Below are 17,955 nucleotides of genomic sequence, written 5' to 3' on the forward strand. Positions count from 1 at the left end.
TAAAGTGTACTTTAAAAATGTAATTCATTCTGTTTCTATACTATTTTAGAACCAGAAATAAACATAAGAACAATGGCTTTTACTGCTTCATTTATTCAAGAATTAAGAGAAGAAACTTCAAAAATCCTTGCCATTTGTGCTGAATTAAACAAAGAGGATTTATTTATTCAGAAAATAAATGAAGTGGTAATTTCAAACAATCAAAACGGACTGTTGCTAAAGGCAGAACATTTTTTTCTATCAGACTGTATAGCAATGTACAATCTGTGTTTGGGGAAAGAAAATGATAAAGCCAGATTCACTTTAGCTTATTATTATGATGTTTTACGGAATTCCAGTTTTGCTGATGAAAAAGAAGTTATTAATTTAAACACTTTAGTTGTTACAGAAAACTTCAAAAAGCATATTTCAAAAATTAGAAATGACAACAGCTTACTTGGGTTAAAACCAAATGAGCAAAAATACTTTATTCCAGGTGTTTTATTGGAAATCAACGATCCTAAATACGAATGGATTTTAGATAAATATCAAAATTTTCTTCAGTATTCTTTTGATATTACTTTTAAGAATAGAAAGGATTTTGAAACATTTATTGGTTTTAAAGGGAAGGATAAAAAAAATGAAAATTCGGATCTCACCTCTATTTCGGAGAATGATTCTTTGGAAATTGTACTTCAGGAATTAGAACAATTAATAGGATTGGAGGAAGTAAAAAAAGATGTTTATGAACTGATAAACCTTTTGGAAGTCCAAAAAAAACGTTCTTCTGAAGGATTAAAAAACATTGAGGTTACTTTACATACGGTTTTTTTGGGACCTCCGGGAACTGGAAAAACATCGGTTGCCAGACTTTTGAGCAGGATATTTAAACATTTAGGTTTTTTGTCAAAGGGTCAAATGTATGAAACAGACAGGGAAGGAATGGTTGCGGGCTATGTAGGACAAACGGCTCCAAAAGTAGACAAAGTCGTTGAAGAAAGTTTGGGAGGTGTATTGTTTATTGACGAGGCATATGCATTGACTCAAAATGCTTTGGGTAATGATTATGGTTCTGAAGCGGTTAATACTTTATTGAAAAGAATGGAAGATCATCGTGGCGATTTGGCAGTCGTTGTGGCTGGATATACGGAACCAATGAAAGATTTTGTGGAATCAAATCCAGGATTGCGCTCTCGATTCAATCGCTTTTTTCGTTTTAATCATTTTTCTCCGGAACAATTATTTTTAATTTTTGAAAATTTTTGCAAAAGTTCTGATTTTATAATTGATTCGTATGCCAAAGAAAAACTAACAGATACTTTTGAATTGCTGTATTCAAAAAAGGATGAAAATTTTGGGAATGCAAGAGTAGTTCGTAATTTATTTGAAAAATGCGTTCAAAATCAAGCTAATAGAATAGTAAATTTACCTTCACTTAATCAGGAAATATTAAAAACTTTCACCGAGGCAGATATTCCCGAACCTAAAGAAACCCAAAGACAAGTCAGTTTTTTTCAAGAATAGACTAACCTTAAGAAAAACAATTGTTTTCGTTTCGCTGCCTCTAAGGGTTTTCTATGTATATCGAAATTGATTGCAGTAAACTATCTTAAGACACTAAATCATTTTTCAACTTTATTCAACCACAAAACACAAAAAATAACCAAAGAATTGGTTATTTTTGTTTTTATAATAATTAACATAAAAATAATTTTGGGATTATATAAAAAGCTTTTTAAACAAACTGCCATTTATGGACTTGCGACAGTAATACCTAGGATGTTTGGTTTCCTTTTGGTTCCTTTATATACGGGTTTATTGCCAAAAGAAGCCTATGGAGTATTATCCATAATTTATGCATATGTGATTTTTTTCAATGTCATATTGGCTTACGGTTTGGAAACTGCTTTTTTTAGGTTCTACAATAAGGAAACAAACAAAGAAAGTGTGATAGAAACGACTATGGTTTCTATTTTTTGGTCTACTATTCTATTTGTTTTCGTATCCTTACTTTTACGAAATACATTAGCGCTTGCTGCTGGTGTTGATGTTCAATATATCACGTACACTATATGGATTTTAGCCCTTGATGCTTTAGTAATAATTCCTTTTTCCAAGTTGAGAGCCAACCAACGACCAAAATTTTATGCCTTAATAAAAATAGGTAATGTTATTGTCAATCTTAGTTTCAATTTGTTCTTTTTATTGTATTTGCCAAAAGTGGCCGTTTCGCAACCGGATAGTTTTCTAAGTTCTGTTTTCATTGAAAATTTTCAGTTAGGTTACATTTTTCTGGCCAATATCATTGCCAGTTTTCTAACTTTTGTGGTGCTTTTCCCAGACTATTTTACAATAAAATGGAAATTTGATTCTGAACTTTGGAAAAGGATGATGCGTTATGGATTGCCTATTATGATTGCGGGAATTGCCTTTGCCATCAACGAACAATTTGACAAAATCCTTTTGGGTAAATTATTACCGGCTAACATAGCTGCAGAGCAAGTGGGGGTGTATTCTGCCTGTTATAAGTTAGGACTTTTTATGGTTTTGTACAGGACGGCATATACCTTAGGAATCGAGCCATTCTTTTTCAGCCATGCATCCAATGAGAATGCGCAACAAACGTATGCGACGGTTACCAAATATTTCGTGATTTTTGGTTCCTTTATTCTATTGTCTGTAATTGTATTTGCCGATCTTTTAAAACAAGTTATGATTCCAAATTCTTCCTATTGGGAAGCGATGAAAGTGGTTCCGTTAATTATTTTGGCCAATTTTTTTCTTGGAATTTACACGAACCTTTCCGTTTGGTACAAACTCATCGATAAGACTTATGTCGGGGCTTATATTTCAATAGTTGGTGCCGTGGTAACATTGGTATTAAACTATCTATTGATTCCCAAATACAGTTATTATGGCTCGGCAATTGCGACGATTTCTGCATACGGTAGCATGATGTTTATTTCTTATTATCTCGGAAACAAATATTATCCAATCCCTTACGACAAGAAAAAAATAGGAGGTTATTTAGGATTATCTATCGGTTTTTCATGTATTTCTTTTTATGGTTTTAGGGAGAATTATTATGTTGGAATTTTACTTTTAGGGATATTTATGGGCTTTATCTATTATAATGAAAAAGAAATGCTGTTACGAATTTTAAAACGTCCAACTAAAAATTAGGAGCTATTTCCTGCTATCCGTTACAATCTTTCCCTTTTTAAAGAAAAAAGGAAAAGGATGCCGTTTCCATCAGGGCTAGGCCAGACCGCAATCAACATATTTATATTAAAAAAATAATGACAATTAACATCATCAACAAATCACAGCATGCATTGCCTAATTATGAAACCATAGCTTCGGCAGGAATGGATTTAAGAGCTAATTTATCTGAAGCTATAACATTACAACCTTTGGAAAGAACCATTGTAAAAACAGGTCTTTTTATAGAATTGCCTATTGGTTATGAAGCTCAAGTCAGGCCCAGAAGCGGATTGGCTGCAAAAAATGGGATAACCGTTCTTAATGCTCCCGGAACAGTCGATGCCGATTATAGAGGCGAAATCGGAGTAATTTTAGTAAATTTATCCAACGATCCATTTGTTATTGAAAACGGAGAACGCATTGCCCAACTGATCATCGCCAAACACGAACGCGCCGAATGGATTGAAGTTAAGGAATTAAACGAAACTTCAAGAGGAACAGGCGGATTTGGGAGTACGGGAGTGAAGTAGTTTGCAGTATTTAGTAGCAGATTACAGAATACAAAAAAAGAGAATGAGTAGTAAATGAATCTACTTTTAATCTTTTAAAAATAGAATAATAATATAGCTTAGTGTACTTTTAAACCGTACAATTTGCAATAAAATAACCAAACCAAATGAAAATAATCGTACCAATGGCAGGACGCGGATCACGTCTTCGCCCACATACCTTAACCATTCCTAAGCCTTTAATTCCCGTTGCCGGAAAACCGATCGTACACCGTTTGGTCGAAGATATCGCGGGAGTTTTAAATCAGGATATTGAAGAAATTGCTTTCATCATTCACGAAAGTTTTGGAAAAAAGGTAGAAGAAGATTTAGTTGCAATTGCCCAAAAGTTAGGTGCAAAAGGAACTATTTATTATCAAAATGAAGCGCTTGGAACCGGTCACGCTATTATGTGCGCCAAAGATTCTTTGAGCGGACCAGCTGTTATAGCTTATGCCGACACTTTAATTCGCGCCAAATTTGATTTAGACGCCAATGCCGATAGTGTAATTTGGGTAAAACAAGTAGATCAGCCAGAAGCGTTTGGTGTAGTAAGTTTAAATGAAGCCAATGAAATAATTGAATTGGTTGAAAAACCAAAAGAGTTTGTTTCAGACCTTGCCGTTATCGGAATTTATTATTTTAAAGATATCGCCATCTTAAAAAACGAACTTCAATCAGTGTTGGATAATAACATTATTCATGGGGGAGAATATCAAATAAATGATGGAATAAAACAAATGATGGCCAAAGGCATGAAATTTGTTCCTGGAAAAGTAGACGAATGGATGGATTGTGGTAATAAAGATGTTACTGTAGAAACCAATTCCAGGATGTTAGGTTTTCTGCACAATGACGGAATCAATCTGGTGGATTCATCTGTTAAGCTAGAGAATTCGACGATTATTCCGCCTTGCTATATTGGAAAAGATGTAATTTTAATCAACGCTACTGTTGGACCAAATGTATCTTTGGGAGATGCTTGTCACATTCAAAACAGCACAATTCAAAACAGTTTGATACAAACGCATTCGCATATAAAAAACGCCATTTTAGACAATGCCATGATCGGAAATCATGCTAGTTTTGATGGTAATTTTAAGCATATAAGCATAGGTGATTATTCGGTTTTAGAATAAACAAAAACCAACATTTAATAAATATCAAGCAGCATTATTTAAGTTTTTATTATGCTGCTTTGTTGTTTTTTTAATTTATTTTGCAAAGTCAACTGTATTGTTGATTTTGTTTTTAAAGATTTCTTTTTTCAATGATAAAAAAATGGACTTTCCTATTTGCGTTTTCTCTTTTGCTTAGCAATACTGTTACGGTATTGGCACAAGCCGAACCTGAGGAAATTAAAGTGGAGAGTGACAAATTTCAAGATTTTTTTTATGAATCTTTATTTCAAAAAAGCATTGAAAACTACGATAAATCATTAGCGGCTTTAGAACAATGTGCAAAACTAAAACCCAATGATGCAACGGTTTATTTTGAAATGGGAAAAAATTATTTGGCTTCCAAAGATTATAAAAATGCTTATTCCTCTTTTGAGCACGCAACACAAATTGACGCCAGCAACAAATGGTTTTGGGTTGGAATGTACGATGTGTGTTATCAAACTAAAGATTTTAACCAAGCGATAATAATTGTACAAAAAATTATTCCATTTGATCCGGAATACAAAGAAGATTTGGTTTCCCTTTATATGGCAACCCGACAGTTTGATAAAGCGCTTGCCGGTATAAACGAATTGAACGAAAAAACAGGAAAGACTGACAGGCGCGAAATGTACAAAATGGAAATCTTATCTGAAGGGAAATATCAAAACACAGAGATTGGTAATTTAATAGATCAAATCAACAAAAACCCAAAAGAAGAATCAAATTATATTGCTTTGATTTTTTTGTATTCTAATAGTAATGAAGAAGCAAAAGCAACGGAAATATCTAAAAAATTAGAAAAAGAAATTCCGGAATCGGTTTGGGCGCAAGTGAGTTTATTCAAAAGTTATTTAGAGCAGAATGACGGAGTAAATGCTGTAAAAGCGATGAACATTGTTTTGGCAAGTCCCAAAATTGATTCAAAAATAAAACACAGAATTCTGAATGAGTTTTTGCTTTTCACCAATTCAAATCCACAGTTTATTCCAGATTTGGACAATGCAATTGGGTATTTTAAAACAGATAAGGAAGTAAATGTAGCCAAAGAGATAGGGAAGTTTTATCACAATAAAAAGCAATGGGAAAATGCCATTAAATATTATGATTTATCCGAGAAGAACAGCGCTGAGATTGACTTAGAGACAAATTTACTTTGGCTTCAAGCCAACACAGAATTGAAACAGTTTGATCAAGTAAATAAAAAAGCATTGGCCATGATTGATACTTTTCCTGCTGAACCACAGTTTTATTATTATGCAGGAATGGCCTACAATCAGTTGCAACAGTATAAAAAAGCAAAAGAGGTATTGGAAATGGGCCTGGATTATGTGGTAGAAAATAAGGCTTTAGAAATTAACTTTAACATTCAGCTTGGAGAAGCGTTTAATGGTTTGGGAGATCAGAACAAGAAAGAGTTGTATTTCAATAAAGCCAATCAATTAATTAAAGAAAAAAAATAATGAATCGATTTTTAATAAGAGTACTTTTTGTTTTAGTGGTTTGCATAAGCAGTTCGTTAACACTCGTGTCCTGCAAAGCAAAAGCAAAAGTGGTAACAGAGAATAAAAATACAGATTCAAACCGTATGAATACGAAACGAATTATAGAAAACTATTATTCCAATAAAAGTGACTTTACCACATTGTACATCAAAGCCAATGTAAAATATAGCGATGAAAAGCAGACTCAAAACGTAACTGCCGAAATCAAAATTAAAAAGGACGAACAAATTTTAGTTAGCATTCGTTTTCTTGGAATAACGATGGCCAAAGCATCAATAACACCAACAGTAGTGAGTTATTACGAAAAAATAGGAGGAACTTATTTTGAAGGTGATTTTAGTTCATTAAGTCAATGGCTTGGAACAGATTTGGATTATGCAAAAGTTCAAAACATGTTGATTGGCCAAACAATGGACGATTTAACAAAAGGGAAATACCAAGATTCATTGGTAGATCAAACCTATAGATTGGAAGACATTTCGAATGGAACAACCAAGAAATATTTCTTTTTTGATATGGAGAAATTTTTATTAAACAAACAGGAAATTACCCAAACTGATAAAAACAGAATGATACAAGTTTCTTATTCGGATTATAAAATATACAATGAATCTCAATTTCCATCAACCGTTTTTATAAATGCAGAACAAGAAAAGGGAAAAACCGAAATTAGTTTGGGATACAATGCAATAACCATCAACGAAGAACTTACTTTTCCATATAGTGTTCCAAATGGTTATAAAAGAATATTAATTAAGTAAATTTGAACAAATATAATTGTACAATGCGAAAATTTCTCTTAAGTCTAATTTTTTTATGTCTGACCTCAGTAATTTGGGGGCAAGAAACGCAACAAGAAAAATTAGAAAAACGAAAAGCCGAGATTCAACAAGAAATATTGGATAACGAAAAAATGTTGCAAACGGTAAAGAAAAAAGAAAAATCGGCCGTAAGCGTGATTATTTTGCAAAGCAATAAAATCAAACTCAAAGAAAAATTGATTTATACTACAGAGAAACAAACTAAGATTCTCAGTAATGACATGTATATCAATCAGATGAAAATTAATAAATTGAATCGGGAGTTGGTAATTCTGAAGGAAGATTACGCCAAGATGATTGTCAAGTCGTACAAAAGTAGATCTGAGCAAAGCCGAGCCATGTTTTTATTGTCCTCAGAGAATTTCCTGCAGGCCTACAAAAGAGCACAGTATATGAAACAATATACGAGCTATAGAAAAATGCAAGGCGAAGAAATAAAATCAAAAACCAATGAACTTTTAGGATTTAATGAAAAACTGAATGTTCAAAAAGCAGCCAAAAAGAAATTATTAGCCGAAAACACCAAAGAGAAATTATCCCTCGAAAAGGAAAAAAGGGAACAATTAAAATTGGTTAATGCGATAAAAAAAGACAAGAAAAAAATCACGAACGAAATCAAAAAGAAGCAACAGGAATCAAGAGCTATTGATAGACAAATTGATCGATTGATTCGAGAAGCCATTGCTGAAGCAAATAGAAAAGCAGCAACAGAAAACGCAAAAGCAAATCCGAATGCTCCCGTTCCTGCTTATACATCTTCCAAAATTGTATTAACAGCCGAATCAAAAATTTTGGCAGATAATTTTAGAGCCAATAGAGGAAAATTACCTTGGCCAGTAGAGAAAGGTTTTGTGTCGCTAGGATTTGGCGATCAGCCACATCCTGTTTATCCAAGCCTTGTCATACATAATAGCGGAGTGGAAATCACCACTGAACAAGGGGCATATGCGAGAGCGGTTTTTGGCGGAGAAGTGACCAGTGTTATTGTTTTGTCTCCAGTAAACAAAGCAGTTGTAGTGCAACATGGGGATTGTTTTACAGTGTATCAAAATCTAAGTTCAGTTTCGGTAAGCAAGGGAGATAAAGTAAATATTAAACAAAATTTAGGAAAAATAAGAACCAATGGAGAAGGGAAAACCATCTTGAAGTTTACTATTTCACAAAACACCACTTATAATAATCCTGCAACTTGGTTGTATAACATGTAACCGTATTGCTCAAACAGACACAGCACTATTTTATTTGCCAGAATAAAGTAATGCTGTTTTTTAAAAATATCATTCATTAAGTTAGCACTATATATATTAAGATGTTAAAATATTTTCTAAGCCTTATTTTTCTAATTACATCGACTTTTCTTTGGAGTCAAGACAATCAACAAAAAAAATTAGAAGAGCGAAAAGCCCAAATTCAAAAAGAGATTCGAGAAAACGAAAGCAAATTGCAAACGGTTAAGAAACAAGAAAAAACAGCAACCAAAGCTATTGTCCTGCAAAAAAATAAAATCAAACTTAAAGAAGAACTGATATCTACAACCGAAAAGCAAACAAAGTTTCTGGGAAATACTATCTATATAAATCAGCTTCACATCAATAAGTTAGAAAGAGAACTTTTATTGTTAAAAGAAGATTACGCCAAAATGATTGTGCAATCATATAAAAGCAGGTCTGAGGAAAGTCGGGCGATGTTTTTATTGTCTTCGGAGAGTTTTTTGCAAGCCTATAAAAGGGCTCAGTACATGAAACAATACACAAATTACAGAAGACAGCAAGGGCAGGAGATACAGTCTAGAACAAATCAGCTTTATGCTTTTATAGCCAAATTGGATGTTCAAAAAAGCGCCAAAGAACAGCTCATTAGCGAAAATGACAAAGAACGTTTGTCTTTGGAAAAAGAAAAGCAAGAACAACAAAGGCTAGTTGATTCATTAAAAAAAGATAAAAATAAAATTATTGCCGATATCAAGAAAAAGCAGCAAGAAGCCAAAGCAATAGATAAGAAAATAGATAGATTAATTCGCAAGGCCATAGCCGAGGCAAACAGAAAAGCAGCCAGAGAAAAAGCGGCCAGAGAAAAGGCCAAAGCAGATGCAATAGCCAAAGCCAATGAATTGGAAAGAACCAAGGCATTAGCAAAAAAGAAGGAAATTGAAAAAGCCAATGCGATTGCAGCTGCAAAAGCCAAAGCCAATTCGAAACCGGCACCAAAACCAATTCCCATTCCAAAAGAGGTAGAAAAAGCAATTGCAAAAGAAACAACCGTTGCTCCAGCAGTCGCTGTTTCTTCATCCAAAATGGTTTTGACATCAGACGGCAAAATAGACTCGGATAATTTTAAAGCCAATAAAGGAAAATTGCCTTGGCCGGTAGAGCGAGGTTATATTTCATTAGGATTTGGAGATCAGGCACATCCCGTTTACAAAACATTGGTAATTCATAATAGCGGACTCGAATTTTCTACAGATTCTGGATCAAGTGCAAGAGCCGTTTTTGCAGGAGAGGTAGCCAGTGTTATAATTATTTCTCCAGTTAATAAAGTGGTGATGTTGCAACATGGTGACTTTTTCACTTTGTATCAAAACCTTAGTTCTGTCAGTGTAAGCAAAGGCGATAAAGTAAGCACCAGACAAAGCTTAGGAAAAATAAGAACCAATGGAGAGGGAAAAACAATACTGAAATTTGCCATCACACAAAACACTACTTATGCCAATCCCAGAGCCTGGCTTGCGGGTAAATAGCAGTAAAAAAATTAAGAATAATTAAACAGTCTTCTGAAAAATTAAAATTATATTTGATAAAATTAAAATCTAATAAATATGAATTCGAATAATCCTTTTTTAAATAATAAAACTTTTTCAACAGCAGTTTCAAGAAAAGACGAAGTTCATCATGCTACGATTATTGATGACAACCAAGACATGACCTTGGCAGGTACAATGAATAAAAGTTTGATTCTTTTTTTCCTGCTTATCGCTTCGGCAACAGTTATTTGGTGGGCTACTTTTAACGGAATGAACCCAATTGTTCCTGCTTTTGGCGGAGCAATCGTTGGATTAATTTTGGTCGTAATCGCAGCTTTCAAACCACAATATTCTCCATATTTAGCTCCTGGTTATGCCTTGTTTGAAGGGTTGTTCATAGGCGGAATCTCTGCTATATTTGAAACACAATATCCTGGAATTGTAACGCAAGCCGTTGGAGCGACTTTTGTTACTTTTGCTGTTTGTTTGGGATTGTACAAATATAAAATTGTAAAAGTAACAGAACAATTCAAATCGGTCGTTATGGCTGCCACACTTGCCATTGCTACTTATTATTTGATTTCTTGGGTATTTTCAATGTTTACCAGTTTTACACCGGTGCATTATGGAAATTCTATGATGAGTATTGGTATTAGTGTTTTTGTAATTGTAATTGCAGCTTTAAATTTATTCTTGGATTTTGACAGAATAGAAAAAGGAGCAGAGCAAAAAATGCCAAAATATATGGAATGGTACGGTGCCATGGGATTAATGGTTACACTCGTTTGGTTGTATATCGAATTCTTAAGATTGCTTTCAAAATTGTCTAAAAAATAAGATTTAAAATTATTTTATAAATTATACCCTTCCTTACCGAAGGGTATTTTTTTTGGATTTAAGTTTGTGAAATAATACTAATTCAATTTTAAAAATTTATTTATAAAGCGAATAAATGGATTCATACCTGTCAAATCATTAAATTTGTATCCTTATTTAAAGACATGTTAGAAAAAGAAACAATAAATTTCGAAAAAACAGCCATAGTTGGAATTGTGACCCAAAACCAAAGTGAAGAGAAACTCAATGAATATCTTGACGAATTGGAGTTTTTGACATTTACCGCAGGGGGGGAAGTAGTCAAACGCTTTTCGCAAAAGATGGAAAGACCAAATCCCAAAACCTTTGTGGGAACAGGAAAAATAGAGGAGATTAATCTTTTTGTAAAAGAGAATGATATCTCAACGCTTGTTTTTGATGATGAATTATCGCCTTCGCAACAAAAGAATATCTCCAGAATAATCGATTGTAAAATCCTTGACAGAACACACTTAATCCTTGATATTTTTGCTCAAAGAGCCGAAACCTCTTATGCAAGAACACAAGTAGAACTGGCGCAATGCCAATATTTACTACCTAGACTTTCTGGAATGTGGACACACTTAGAACGCCAAAAAGGAGGTATTGGAATGCGCGGACCTGGAGAAACGGAGATAGAAACCGACAGACGTATTGTTCGGGATCGTATAGCGTTATTGAAAGAGAAGATCAAAACAATCGACAAACAAATGGGTGTGCAACGAAGTAATCGTGGCGCAATGGTTCGCGTGGCTTTGGTAGGCTATACCAATGTTGGAAAATCGACTTTGATGAATGCGGTTGGAAAAAGTGATGTATTTGTTGAAAACAAACTTTTTGCTACACTCGATACGACAGTTCGAAAAGTAGTGATCAAAAACTTACCTTTCTTGCTTTCGGATACTGTTGGGTTTATTAGAAAATTGCCAACCCAACTGGTTGATTCGTTTAAGAGTACATTAGACGAAGTTCGAGAAGCCGATTTGCTACTGCATATTGTAGATATTTCGCATCCGGAATTTGAAGATCATATTGAATCGGTAAACCAAACGTTGCTTGATATTAAAGCCAATGACAAACCAGTTATCATGGTTTTCAACAAGATTGATGCCTACAAACATTTGACCATTGATGAAGATGATTTAATGACCGAAAAGACACCAAGACATTTTACGTTGGAGGAATGGAAACAAACTTGGATGCACCGATTGGGTGGCGAAAAAGCTTTGTTTATTTCGGCAACAAATAAAGAAAATTTTGAAGAATTCAGGGAACGGGTTTACGAAGCTGTTCGACAAATTCACATTACTCGTTTTCCATACAATAAGTTTTTATATCCCGATTATAAAGATGCAATTGAGAAGGAAGATAAAGAAGAGAATGAATAAAATATAGAAAAGACCTTTTAGAATCATCTAAAAGGTCTTTTCTATTGCATTAAAAATCATAATTAACACCTACACCAAATACTTCTTTAGTTTGGAAACCTGCAAAAGCATCATCATCATAAATAGCTTGAAAATTAAAATTAGCCGATAATATTTTGTTGATTTTCATTACAATGTTAATAGTATAATTAATGTCAATGTTCTGTGGGTCTTTGAGATAATTAGAATATAAATTCAACAGATTTTCGGCAGTAACATTTTCCATAATCTTAAATTTATAGTAGGCAGATGCATTAAAACCGAGTTGATATAACATACTTTTATTAGCAGCAACTCCAAAATAACTGTAATCGACATATCCAGGAACCGATGTATAGGCATTGTCTACAAAAGTTAATCTTGATGTTAAAGGAGCTAAATTTATTTTGAAATCTTCATTCTTTTTCCAAAACATTCCCGGACCAAAAAGCAAATAACCGGGAGACATAAAGTTGGTATTTTCTTCTCTTACTTCGGCACCATTGGCATCTTGAGAATAAAAATATCCTTTGGTAAATTGGGTCCTAAAATTGACTAAAAAGGAATAATACCAATAGCCTTTTGCTTTTTTTGCCAATAATGAATTGATTTCAAGTTGATCATCGGTTTTCTTTTCAAAACTTGAATTTTGCGTTTGAAGTAAACCATAGGATGCAATAATTCTGTTTTCCCAGGTGTAATCCTTTTTTTTATAATCCAGTTTATAATCAGCACCTAAATTACCTGAAAAACTATTTTCTCCCCCGGCAATCCAGTTATTAAAATTGGCTTGATTAAAAAGGAATGTAACTTTACCTTTAGACTTCCAACCATCTTTGATTGTGTCCTCTAAAACTTTGGCTGCATCTTCAGTTTTTTTTATTAAATCTTTTTCTGAGGATTGGGCATAAAATAACGATGAAAGGGGTAGCAAAAAGGCTAACAGGATAAATTTTTTCATTGTAAGAGTATTAGTTATAACACAAATATAATAAAAAGAATAAAGCCTTATTATTCAAGGAATTAAATTATTTTTTTGGTGATTTGTACAAGGGAACAGCTGAACACGCTTCTCCATACATGATGCTTCTGGCGTAAGGCTGTAAATATTGTGCTGCCAAAACGTATGCGCGCATCGGGACAGGTTTTCTGGAACAGCCTTTTATGATAACGGGTTTGTCCTGATAAACGGTATAGTCAATCTTTGCAAGTAATTCTTCATACAAAGCCGAATCCAAATCTTCTATATATCCATTGATTATTTTCTTGGCATAAGGAGCCAAATGCATGGTGACTAAAATGATTGCCCACTTTGGGATAATGGCATCTGTCCCACAAGAAACAGCAACATATTGGTCTTTATACTGAGACCAATCCTGACTGTTAAGTTGTTCTCTAAAGTCTTTTTCTTTTAACAAAAAGCCTTCAAAAAGCCATTGTGAAATATCGATTTGCACACGAACTCCGGCCGGATAATAGTCTTCAAGATCGAAAACTTCCAGAACGCTATTCGCTACTTTATTGATTATTTCTTCCATTTCTAAAAGTTTAAAAGATTTAAAAGTTTAAAGTTGCACAACCTTAAACTTTGAACAAATTTTACAACATCCCTAATTCTAATTTTGCTTCTTCGCTCATCAAATCTTTGCTCCATGGTGGATCAAAAGTGATTTCTACTTCAGCATCTTTCACATGTTCTATTGATTTTATTTTTTCTTCTACTTCTCTTGGCAAACTCTCAGCTACCGGACAGTTTGGCGAAGTAAGCGTCATGAGAACCTTTACTTCATAATCTGTATTGACCATTACGTCATAAATCAATCCCAATTCATAGATATCTACAGGAATCTCTGGATCGTAAATGGTTTTCAATTTTGCTACAATAGATTCTCCTAATTCTGCGGTATTTATTTCTTGACTCATATCGGTTTAATTTTTTTTAGCATCGAATGCCAAAGCATACATTTTAATATTTTTTATCATTGAAACCAATCCGTTGGCTCTTGTTGGCGAAAGATGTTCTTTCAATCCTATTTCGTCAATAAAATCGGTATCGGCGTTTAATATATCCGTTGCATTTTGGTTTGAAAAAGCCCGGATTAAAATTGCGATTATTCCTTTGGTTAAAATAGCGTCACTATCGGCTGTAAAGACAATTTTGTCACCATTTTGCTCTCCTTGCAACCACACTTTGGATTGACATCCTTTGATCAGATTGTTGTCAGTTTTGAATTCTTCTTTGATTAAAGGAAGATTTTTACCCAAATCAATAATGTATTCGTATCGTTGCATCCAGTCGTCAAACATGGAGAATTCGTCTATAATTTCGTTTTGTATTTCTTTTATTGTCATTCTTCTTTTTTTGAAAAGGATAGTATTGTGTTTACTAATTTCTTTATTTTCTCGGGAGGAAATCCATTGTCGAAAGTTTGGCTTTCATATGTTTTTCCTTTATAGGTAATTTTCAAATTGGCCATTGCCGCTCCATCATGAAAACGCTTTTCGGTAGGTGCCTTCAAACTCTGAATTTCCTCCAAATTCACCTTTTGGAATTCCTTGATTAAACTACTCCATTGGGCATCGGTAAGCGAATTGGAAACGGGCTTTCCATCTCTTGTATTCGTAACTGCTACCGTTTTGTTTTCTACAACAGTGTTGTTATACAATCCTCTTGAATTGGCCGTGTATTCGATTTTGGCAGTTTCCATATCCAGGTTCTGACTTTGGCAACTTTTTCCAAGAAACAACGTTAAAAACAAGAGTGATACAATTTTCATAAAGTTTTGGTTTTAAGACAACATCATTTTAGCTTTTTTTACTGCATCGACCATTATGTCTATTTCTTCTTTGGTATTGTAAAAAGAAAATGATGCTCTTATTGTTCCTGGAATTTCAAAGAAATTCATAATCGGCTGGGCACAATGGTGACCTGTTCTTACCGCGATTCCCAATTTGTCAATGATGGTTCCAATATCGTAGGGATGAATGCCTTCTATATTAAAAGAGACAACCGAAGTTTTTTCTGTTGACGTTCCATAAATTTTTAAACCTTCGATTTCTAATAATCGCTTTGTGGCGTGATCCAATAAGTCTAATTCTTGCTTTTGAATGTTTTCAAACCCAATTTCATTCATATAATCAATGGCAGTTCCTAGAACTATTCCACCTGCAATATTAGGTGTTCCGGCTTCAAATTTATGAGGTAAATCGGCATAAGTTGTTTTTTCGAAAGTCACTTCTTTGATCATTTCTCCGCCACCTTGATACGGCGGTAATTTATTCAACCAAGCTTCTTTTCCGTACAAAATTCCGGTTCCTGTTGGACCACACATTTTGTGTCCCGAAAAAGCATAAAAATCACAATCCAATGCCTGAACATCGGGTTTTAAATGTGGTACTGCCTGTGCGCCATCAATCAGAATCGCTGCTCCAACTTCGTGTGCTTTGTCAATCATATATTTGATAGGATTGATTGTTCCCAGAGCATTCGAAATATGGTTTACTGTTACAATTTTAGTTTTTGGAGAAAGCAATTTATCGTATTCGCTCATGATCAATTCCCCGTTTTCATTCATCGGAATGACTTTGAGTGTGGCTCCTGTTTTTTCACAAAGCATTTGCCAAGGCACAATATTACTGTGGTGTTCCAATGCAGAAACCAACACTTCATCACCCGGTTTTAGGATGGAAGCAAATCCATTGGCCACGAGGTTGATGCCAAAAGTAGTTCCCGAAGTAAAAAGTACTTCGTGAAGAAATTTTGCATTAATATGATTTTGCACTTTCGCTCGGGAAATTTCATAAGCATCTGTTGCCAGTTGGCTTAATGTATGAACACCCCTATGAATGTTTGCATTGATTTCCTGATAATACTTTGCAATCGCATCAATAACCACTTGCGGTTTTTGTGAAGTGGCACCATTATCGAAATATACTAAAGGCTTTCCGTTTACTTTTTGTGAAAGAATAGGAAAGTCGGCTCTTATTTTTTGAATATCTAACATTTCTTTATTTAGAATTTTTCTAAATACAAAAGTAATACAATTGATTTAGTTTTTTAAGAAACATTAGTTAATAATTGCAAAAAGATAGTAAGTCTAACTTAATTGATTGATAATCGATTATAATTTTTTTGTATTGTTTTTTTTACTAAATTGGTGTAATTATCTTTCATTATGAAAAAATATTTTAGAATAAGTGCCTTTGTTTTTTTGGTATTCTTGGGTTATTTTGGTTTTACCAATTATCCTAAACTAGAGTTGATATCTGGATTTTCGGCCAAAAGTGTGGCTTCTGGTCATTTTATTGCCAATCATACTCAAAATTTCATTGAGCAAAATGATGATGCTTTTGATGTAATTGATTGGGCTACCAATGAAATCAATGAGTCTGGAAAATTTGCCACCTCCACGGTTTTTGGTTTAAAAAAGAGAAAAGCGATTTATCGGGTAGGATTGGGAGCCACATTAATCAACGATGATTTTGATATTGCCAAACCGTATGAAATTCCCAAAAGAATACAAACAAAAAACAACTTGACTTTTCCTTATGGCGAATTAGAACCCAAAGACACTGTTTTTGCCAACGTGGATTACGCTAAATTGAATGAGGCTGTTGCCAATGCATTTGATACCAAAGGGAATAATTATAAAAGAACACGCTCAGTTTTGGTTATTTATAAAGACAAAATCATTGCTGAGAAATATGCTGATGGTTTTACAAAAAACAATGTTATTCTGGGTTGGTCTATGACCAAGAGCATTACGGGAACACTTTTTGGAATACTTCAAAAACAAGGGCGATATGATATTTATAAACCTGCTCCCATTGCCGAATGGCAAAATGACAATCGAAAATACATTACGACCAATGATTTGCTCCACATGAATTCGGGTTTGGAGTGGGAGGAGGAGTATGATAAAATTAGCGATGCAACGCAAATGCTTTTTCATGATAAAGATATGTCTCGTACACAATTATTAAAGCCATCCATTTACAAACCCAACTCACATTGGAATTACTCTTCCGGAACGACAAATTTATTATCTGGAATTTTGCGAAAGCAGTTCAAAACACATCAAGAATACTTGGATTTTTGGTATTCGGCTTTGATCGATAAAATAGGAATGCATTCAATGCTTGTTGAAACGGATATGGCAGGGAATTATGTTGGATCGTCTTATGGTTGGGCAACCACAAGAGATTGGTCCAAATTGGGATTGTTGTATTTGCACGAAGGTAATTGGAACGGAGAACAATTATTTGATCCCAGTTGGGCAAAGTATGTTTCAACACCCACAAACACTTCTCACGGAAGATATGGTGCGCAATTTTGGCTCAATGCTGGTAGTCATTTTCCAGATGCTCCAAGAGATATGTATTATTGTAGCGGTTTCCAAGGGCAAATGGTAGCCATCATTCCGTCTATGGATTTGGTAATTGTAAGGATGGGTCTGACAGAAGAACCTCAATTTGATTTTAATGGATTGTTGATTGGAATTGTGGGGAGTGTGAGAAAATAAATGTGTTTTTATGGATAAAATTTTAAAATCAATTCTAGTATTGATTATTGGAGTTGTGGTTACTTTACTGTCGCTTGTCTTTTTGATTAGGATAATTCCTTATCTTGGGAAAGTTTTTTTATTTCTAGGTTTAGGGATGATTTTATTTGGGTTCTTCTCATTAATATTTGGCTTATTTGAAAAAAATCAATAAAAAAACCCGATAGATTTTATGC

Annotated in this window: 17 protein-coding genes; 11 read left to right on the top strand and 6 right to left on the bottom strand. The window is 33.9% G+C overall.

Features of this window, described 5'->3' with window-relative positions:
* The first annotated feature begins 72 nt into the window (after window positions 1-72).
* The 10 genes from OLM57_RS04830 to hflX all read left to right on the top strand — a co-directional run bounded on the left by OLM57_RS04830 (window position 73) and on the right by hflX (window position 12,200).
* Window positions 73-1,503: an AAA family ATPase gene (locus OLM57_RS04830; protein WP_264566106.1), complete on the top strand. Its 1,431-nt coding sequence runs from the start codon at window positions 73-75 to the stop codon at window positions 1,501-1,503.
* A gap of 189 nt (window positions 1,504-1,692) precedes the next feature.
* The gene (locus OLM57_RS04835; protein WP_264566107.1) at window positions 1,693-3,162 is read left to right on the top strand and encodes a lipopolysaccharide biosynthesis protein; all 1,470 of its coding nucleotides are present in this window, start codon (window positions 1,693-1,695) and stop codon (window positions 3,160-3,162) included.
* A 116-nt stretch (window positions 3,163-3,278) separates the two neighbouring features.
* A complete protein-coding gene (gene dut, locus OLM57_RS04840) occupies window positions 3,279-3,713 on the top strand; it encodes a dUTP diphosphatase (RefSeq protein ID WP_264566108.1) in 435 nt (144 codons plus the stop codon).
* A gap of 146 nt (window positions 3,714-3,859) precedes the next feature.
* On the top strand, window positions 3,860-4,870 hold the full coding sequence (locus OLM57_RS04845) for a sugar phosphate nucleotidyltransferase (protein ID WP_264566109.1): 1,011 nt from the start codon (window positions 3,860-3,862) through the stop codon (window positions 4,868-4,870).
* Window positions 4,871-5,001: 131 nt separating this feature from the next.
* Window positions 5,002-6,354 carry a tetratricopeptide repeat protein gene (locus tag OLM57_RS04850; RefSeq protein ID WP_264566110.1) on the top strand — a complete coding sequence of 451 codons (1,353 nt, stop codon included), beginning with the start codon at window positions 5,002-5,004 and terminating at the stop codon, window positions 6,352-6,354.
* Window positions 6,354-7,157, top strand: coding sequence for a DUF4292 domain-containing protein (locus OLM57_RS04855; RefSeq protein ID WP_264566111.1), 804 nt, complete (start codon window positions 6,354-6,356; stop codon window positions 7,155-7,157). Before OLM57_RS04850 ends, OLM57_RS04855 begins: the two co-directional genes overlap by 1 nt.
* A 23-nt stretch (window positions 7,158-7,180) precedes the next feature.
* Window positions 7,181-8,425 carry a murein hydrolase activator EnvC family protein gene (locus OLM57_RS04860; RefSeq protein WP_264566112.1) on the top strand — a complete coding sequence of 415 codons (1,245 nt, stop codon included), beginning with the start codon at window positions 7,181-7,183 and terminating at the stop codon, window positions 8,423-8,425.
* A gap of 101 nt (window positions 8,426-8,526) precedes the next feature.
* The gene (locus OLM57_RS04865; protein ID WP_264566113.1) at window positions 8,527-9,954 is read left to right on the top strand and encodes a murein hydrolase activator EnvC family protein; all 1,428 of its coding nucleotides are present in this window, start codon (window positions 8,527-8,529) and stop codon (window positions 9,952-9,954) included.
* A gap of 72 nt (window positions 9,955-10,026) precedes the next feature.
* On the top strand, window positions 10,027-10,794 hold the full coding sequence (locus OLM57_RS04870; RefSeq protein WP_264566949.1) for a Bax inhibitor-1/YccA family protein: 768 nt from the start codon (window positions 10,027-10,029) through the stop codon (window positions 10,792-10,794).
* A gap of 164 nt (window positions 10,795-10,958) precedes the next feature.
* Window positions 10,959-12,200 (top strand): GTPase HflX, encoded by a 1,242-nt coding sequence (gene hflX, locus OLM57_RS04875; protein ID WP_264566114.1) that lies wholly within the window; start codon window positions 10,959-10,961, stop codon window positions 12,198-12,200.
* A gap of 49 nt (window positions 12,201-12,249) precedes the next feature.
* On the opposite strand, the gene OLM57_RS04880 is transcribed toward hflX, so the two are convergent.
* The 6 genes from OLM57_RS04880 to OLM57_RS04905 form a co-directional block, all read right to left on the bottom strand.
* Complete coding sequence (locus tag OLM57_RS04880; protein ID WP_264566115.1) at window positions 12,250-13,179, bottom strand: DUF3078 domain-containing protein; 930 nt, start codon at window positions 13,177-13,179, stop codon at window positions 12,250-12,252.
* A gap of 67 nt (window positions 13,180-13,246) precedes the next feature.
* On the bottom strand, window positions 13,247-13,756 hold the full coding sequence (locus tag OLM57_RS04885) for a DUF2480 family protein (RefSeq protein ID WP_264566116.1): 510 nt from the start codon (window positions 13,754-13,756) through the stop codon (window positions 13,247-13,249).
* 61 nt (window positions 13,757-13,817) lie between these two features.
* The gene (locus OLM57_RS04890) at window positions 13,818-14,141 is read right to left on the bottom strand and encodes an SUF system Fe-S cluster assembly protein (protein WP_264566117.1); all 324 of its coding nucleotides are present in this window, start codon (window positions 14,139-14,141) and stop codon (window positions 13,818-13,820) included.
* 6 nt (window positions 14,142-14,147) lie between these two features.
* On the bottom strand, window positions 14,148-14,570 hold the full coding sequence (locus tag OLM57_RS04895; RefSeq protein ID WP_264566118.1) for a SufE family protein: 423 nt from the start codon (window positions 14,568-14,570) through the stop codon (window positions 14,148-14,150).
* Window positions 14,567-14,995: a hypothetical protein gene (locus OLM57_RS04900; protein WP_264566119.1), complete on the bottom strand. Its 429-nt coding sequence runs from the start codon at window positions 14,993-14,995 to the stop codon at window positions 14,567-14,569. Before OLM57_RS04900 ends, OLM57_RS04895 begins: the two co-directional genes overlap by 4 nt.
* Window positions 14,996-15,007: 12 nt before the next feature.
* Window positions 15,008-16,222 (bottom strand): aminotransferase class V-fold PLP-dependent enzyme, encoded by a 1,215-nt coding sequence (locus OLM57_RS04905; RefSeq protein WP_264566120.1) that lies wholly within the window; start codon window positions 16,220-16,222, stop codon window positions 15,008-15,010.
* A gap of 171 nt (window positions 16,223-16,393) precedes the next feature.
* Here OLM57_RS04905 and OLM57_RS04910 point away from each other — a divergent pair, with 171 nt between their 5' ends.
* A complete protein-coding gene (locus OLM57_RS04910; protein ID WP_264566121.1) occupies window positions 16,394-17,740 on the top strand; it encodes a serine hydrolase domain-containing protein in 1,347 nt (448 codons plus the stop codon).
* The last annotated feature ends 215 nt before the right edge of the window (window positions 17,741-17,955 follow it).

Origin of the sequence: Flavobacterium sp. N3904 (assembly GCF_025947305.1) — a bacterium.
In the GTDB taxonomy this organism is placed as follows: Bacteria; Bacteroidota; Bacteroidia; order Flavobacteriales; family Flavobacteriaceae; genus Flavobacterium.

What these genes read in the sequence shown, in the direction of transcription:
- OLM57_RS04855 (WP_264566111.1), top strand. Translation starts at nt 6,354, where the DNA reads ATGAATCGATTTTTAATAAGAGTACTTTTTGTTTTAGTGGTTTGCATA.
- OLM57_RS04885 (WP_264566116.1), bottom strand. Translation starts at nt 13,756, where the DNA reads ATGGAAGAAATAATCAATAAAGTAGCGAATAGCGTTCTGGAAGTTTTC.
- OLM57_RS04845 (WP_264566109.1), top strand. Translation starts at nt 3,860, where the DNA reads ATGAAAATAATCGTACCAATGGCAGGACGCGGATCACGTCTTCGCCCA.
- OLM57_RS04865 (WP_264566113.1), top strand. Translation starts at nt 8,527, where the DNA reads ATGTTAAAATATTTTCTAAGCCTTATTTTTCTAATTACATCGACTTTT.
- hflX (WP_264566114.1), top strand. Translation starts at nt 10,959, where the DNA reads ATGTTAGAAAAAGAAACAATAAATTTCGAAAAAACAGCCATAGTTGGA.
- OLM57_RS04900 (WP_264566119.1), bottom strand. Translation starts at nt 14,995, where the DNA reads ATGAAAATTGTATCACTCTTGTTTTTAACGTTGTTTCTTGGAAAAAGT.
- OLM57_RS04905 (WP_264566120.1), bottom strand. Translation starts at nt 16,222, where the DNA reads ATGTTAGATATTCAAAAAATAAGAGCCGACTTTCCTATTCTTTCACAA.
- OLM57_RS04880 (WP_264566115.1), bottom strand. Translation starts at nt 13,179, where the DNA reads ATGAAAAAATTTATCCTGTTAGCCTTTTTGCTACCCCTTTCATCGTTA.
- OLM57_RS04895 (WP_264566118.1), bottom strand. Translation starts at nt 14,570, where the DNA reads ATGACAATAAAAGAAATACAAAACGAAATTATAGACGAATTCTCCATG.
- dut (WP_264566108.1), top strand. Translation starts at nt 3,279, where the DNA reads ATGACAATTAACATCATCAACAAATCACAGCATGCATTGCCTAATTAT.
- OLM57_RS04910 (WP_264566121.1), top strand. Translation starts at nt 16,394, where the DNA reads ATGAAAAAATATTTTAGAATAAGTGCCTTTGTTTTTTTGGTATTCTTG.
- OLM57_RS04890 (WP_264566117.1), bottom strand. Translation starts at nt 14,141, where the DNA reads ATGAGTCAAGAAATAAATACCGCAGAATTAGGAGAATCTATTGTAGCA.
- OLM57_RS04850 (WP_264566110.1), top strand. Translation starts at nt 5,002, where the DNA reads ATGATAAAAAAATGGACTTTCCTATTTGCGTTTTCTCTTTTGCTTAGC.
- OLM57_RS04860 (WP_264566112.1), top strand. Translation starts at nt 7,181, where the DNA reads ATGCGAAAATTTCTCTTAAGTCTAATTTTTTTATGTCTGACCTCAGTA.
- OLM57_RS04830 (WP_264566106.1), top strand. Translation starts at nt 73, where the DNA reads ATGGCTTTTACTGCTTCATTTATTCAAGAATTAAGAGAAGAAACTTCA.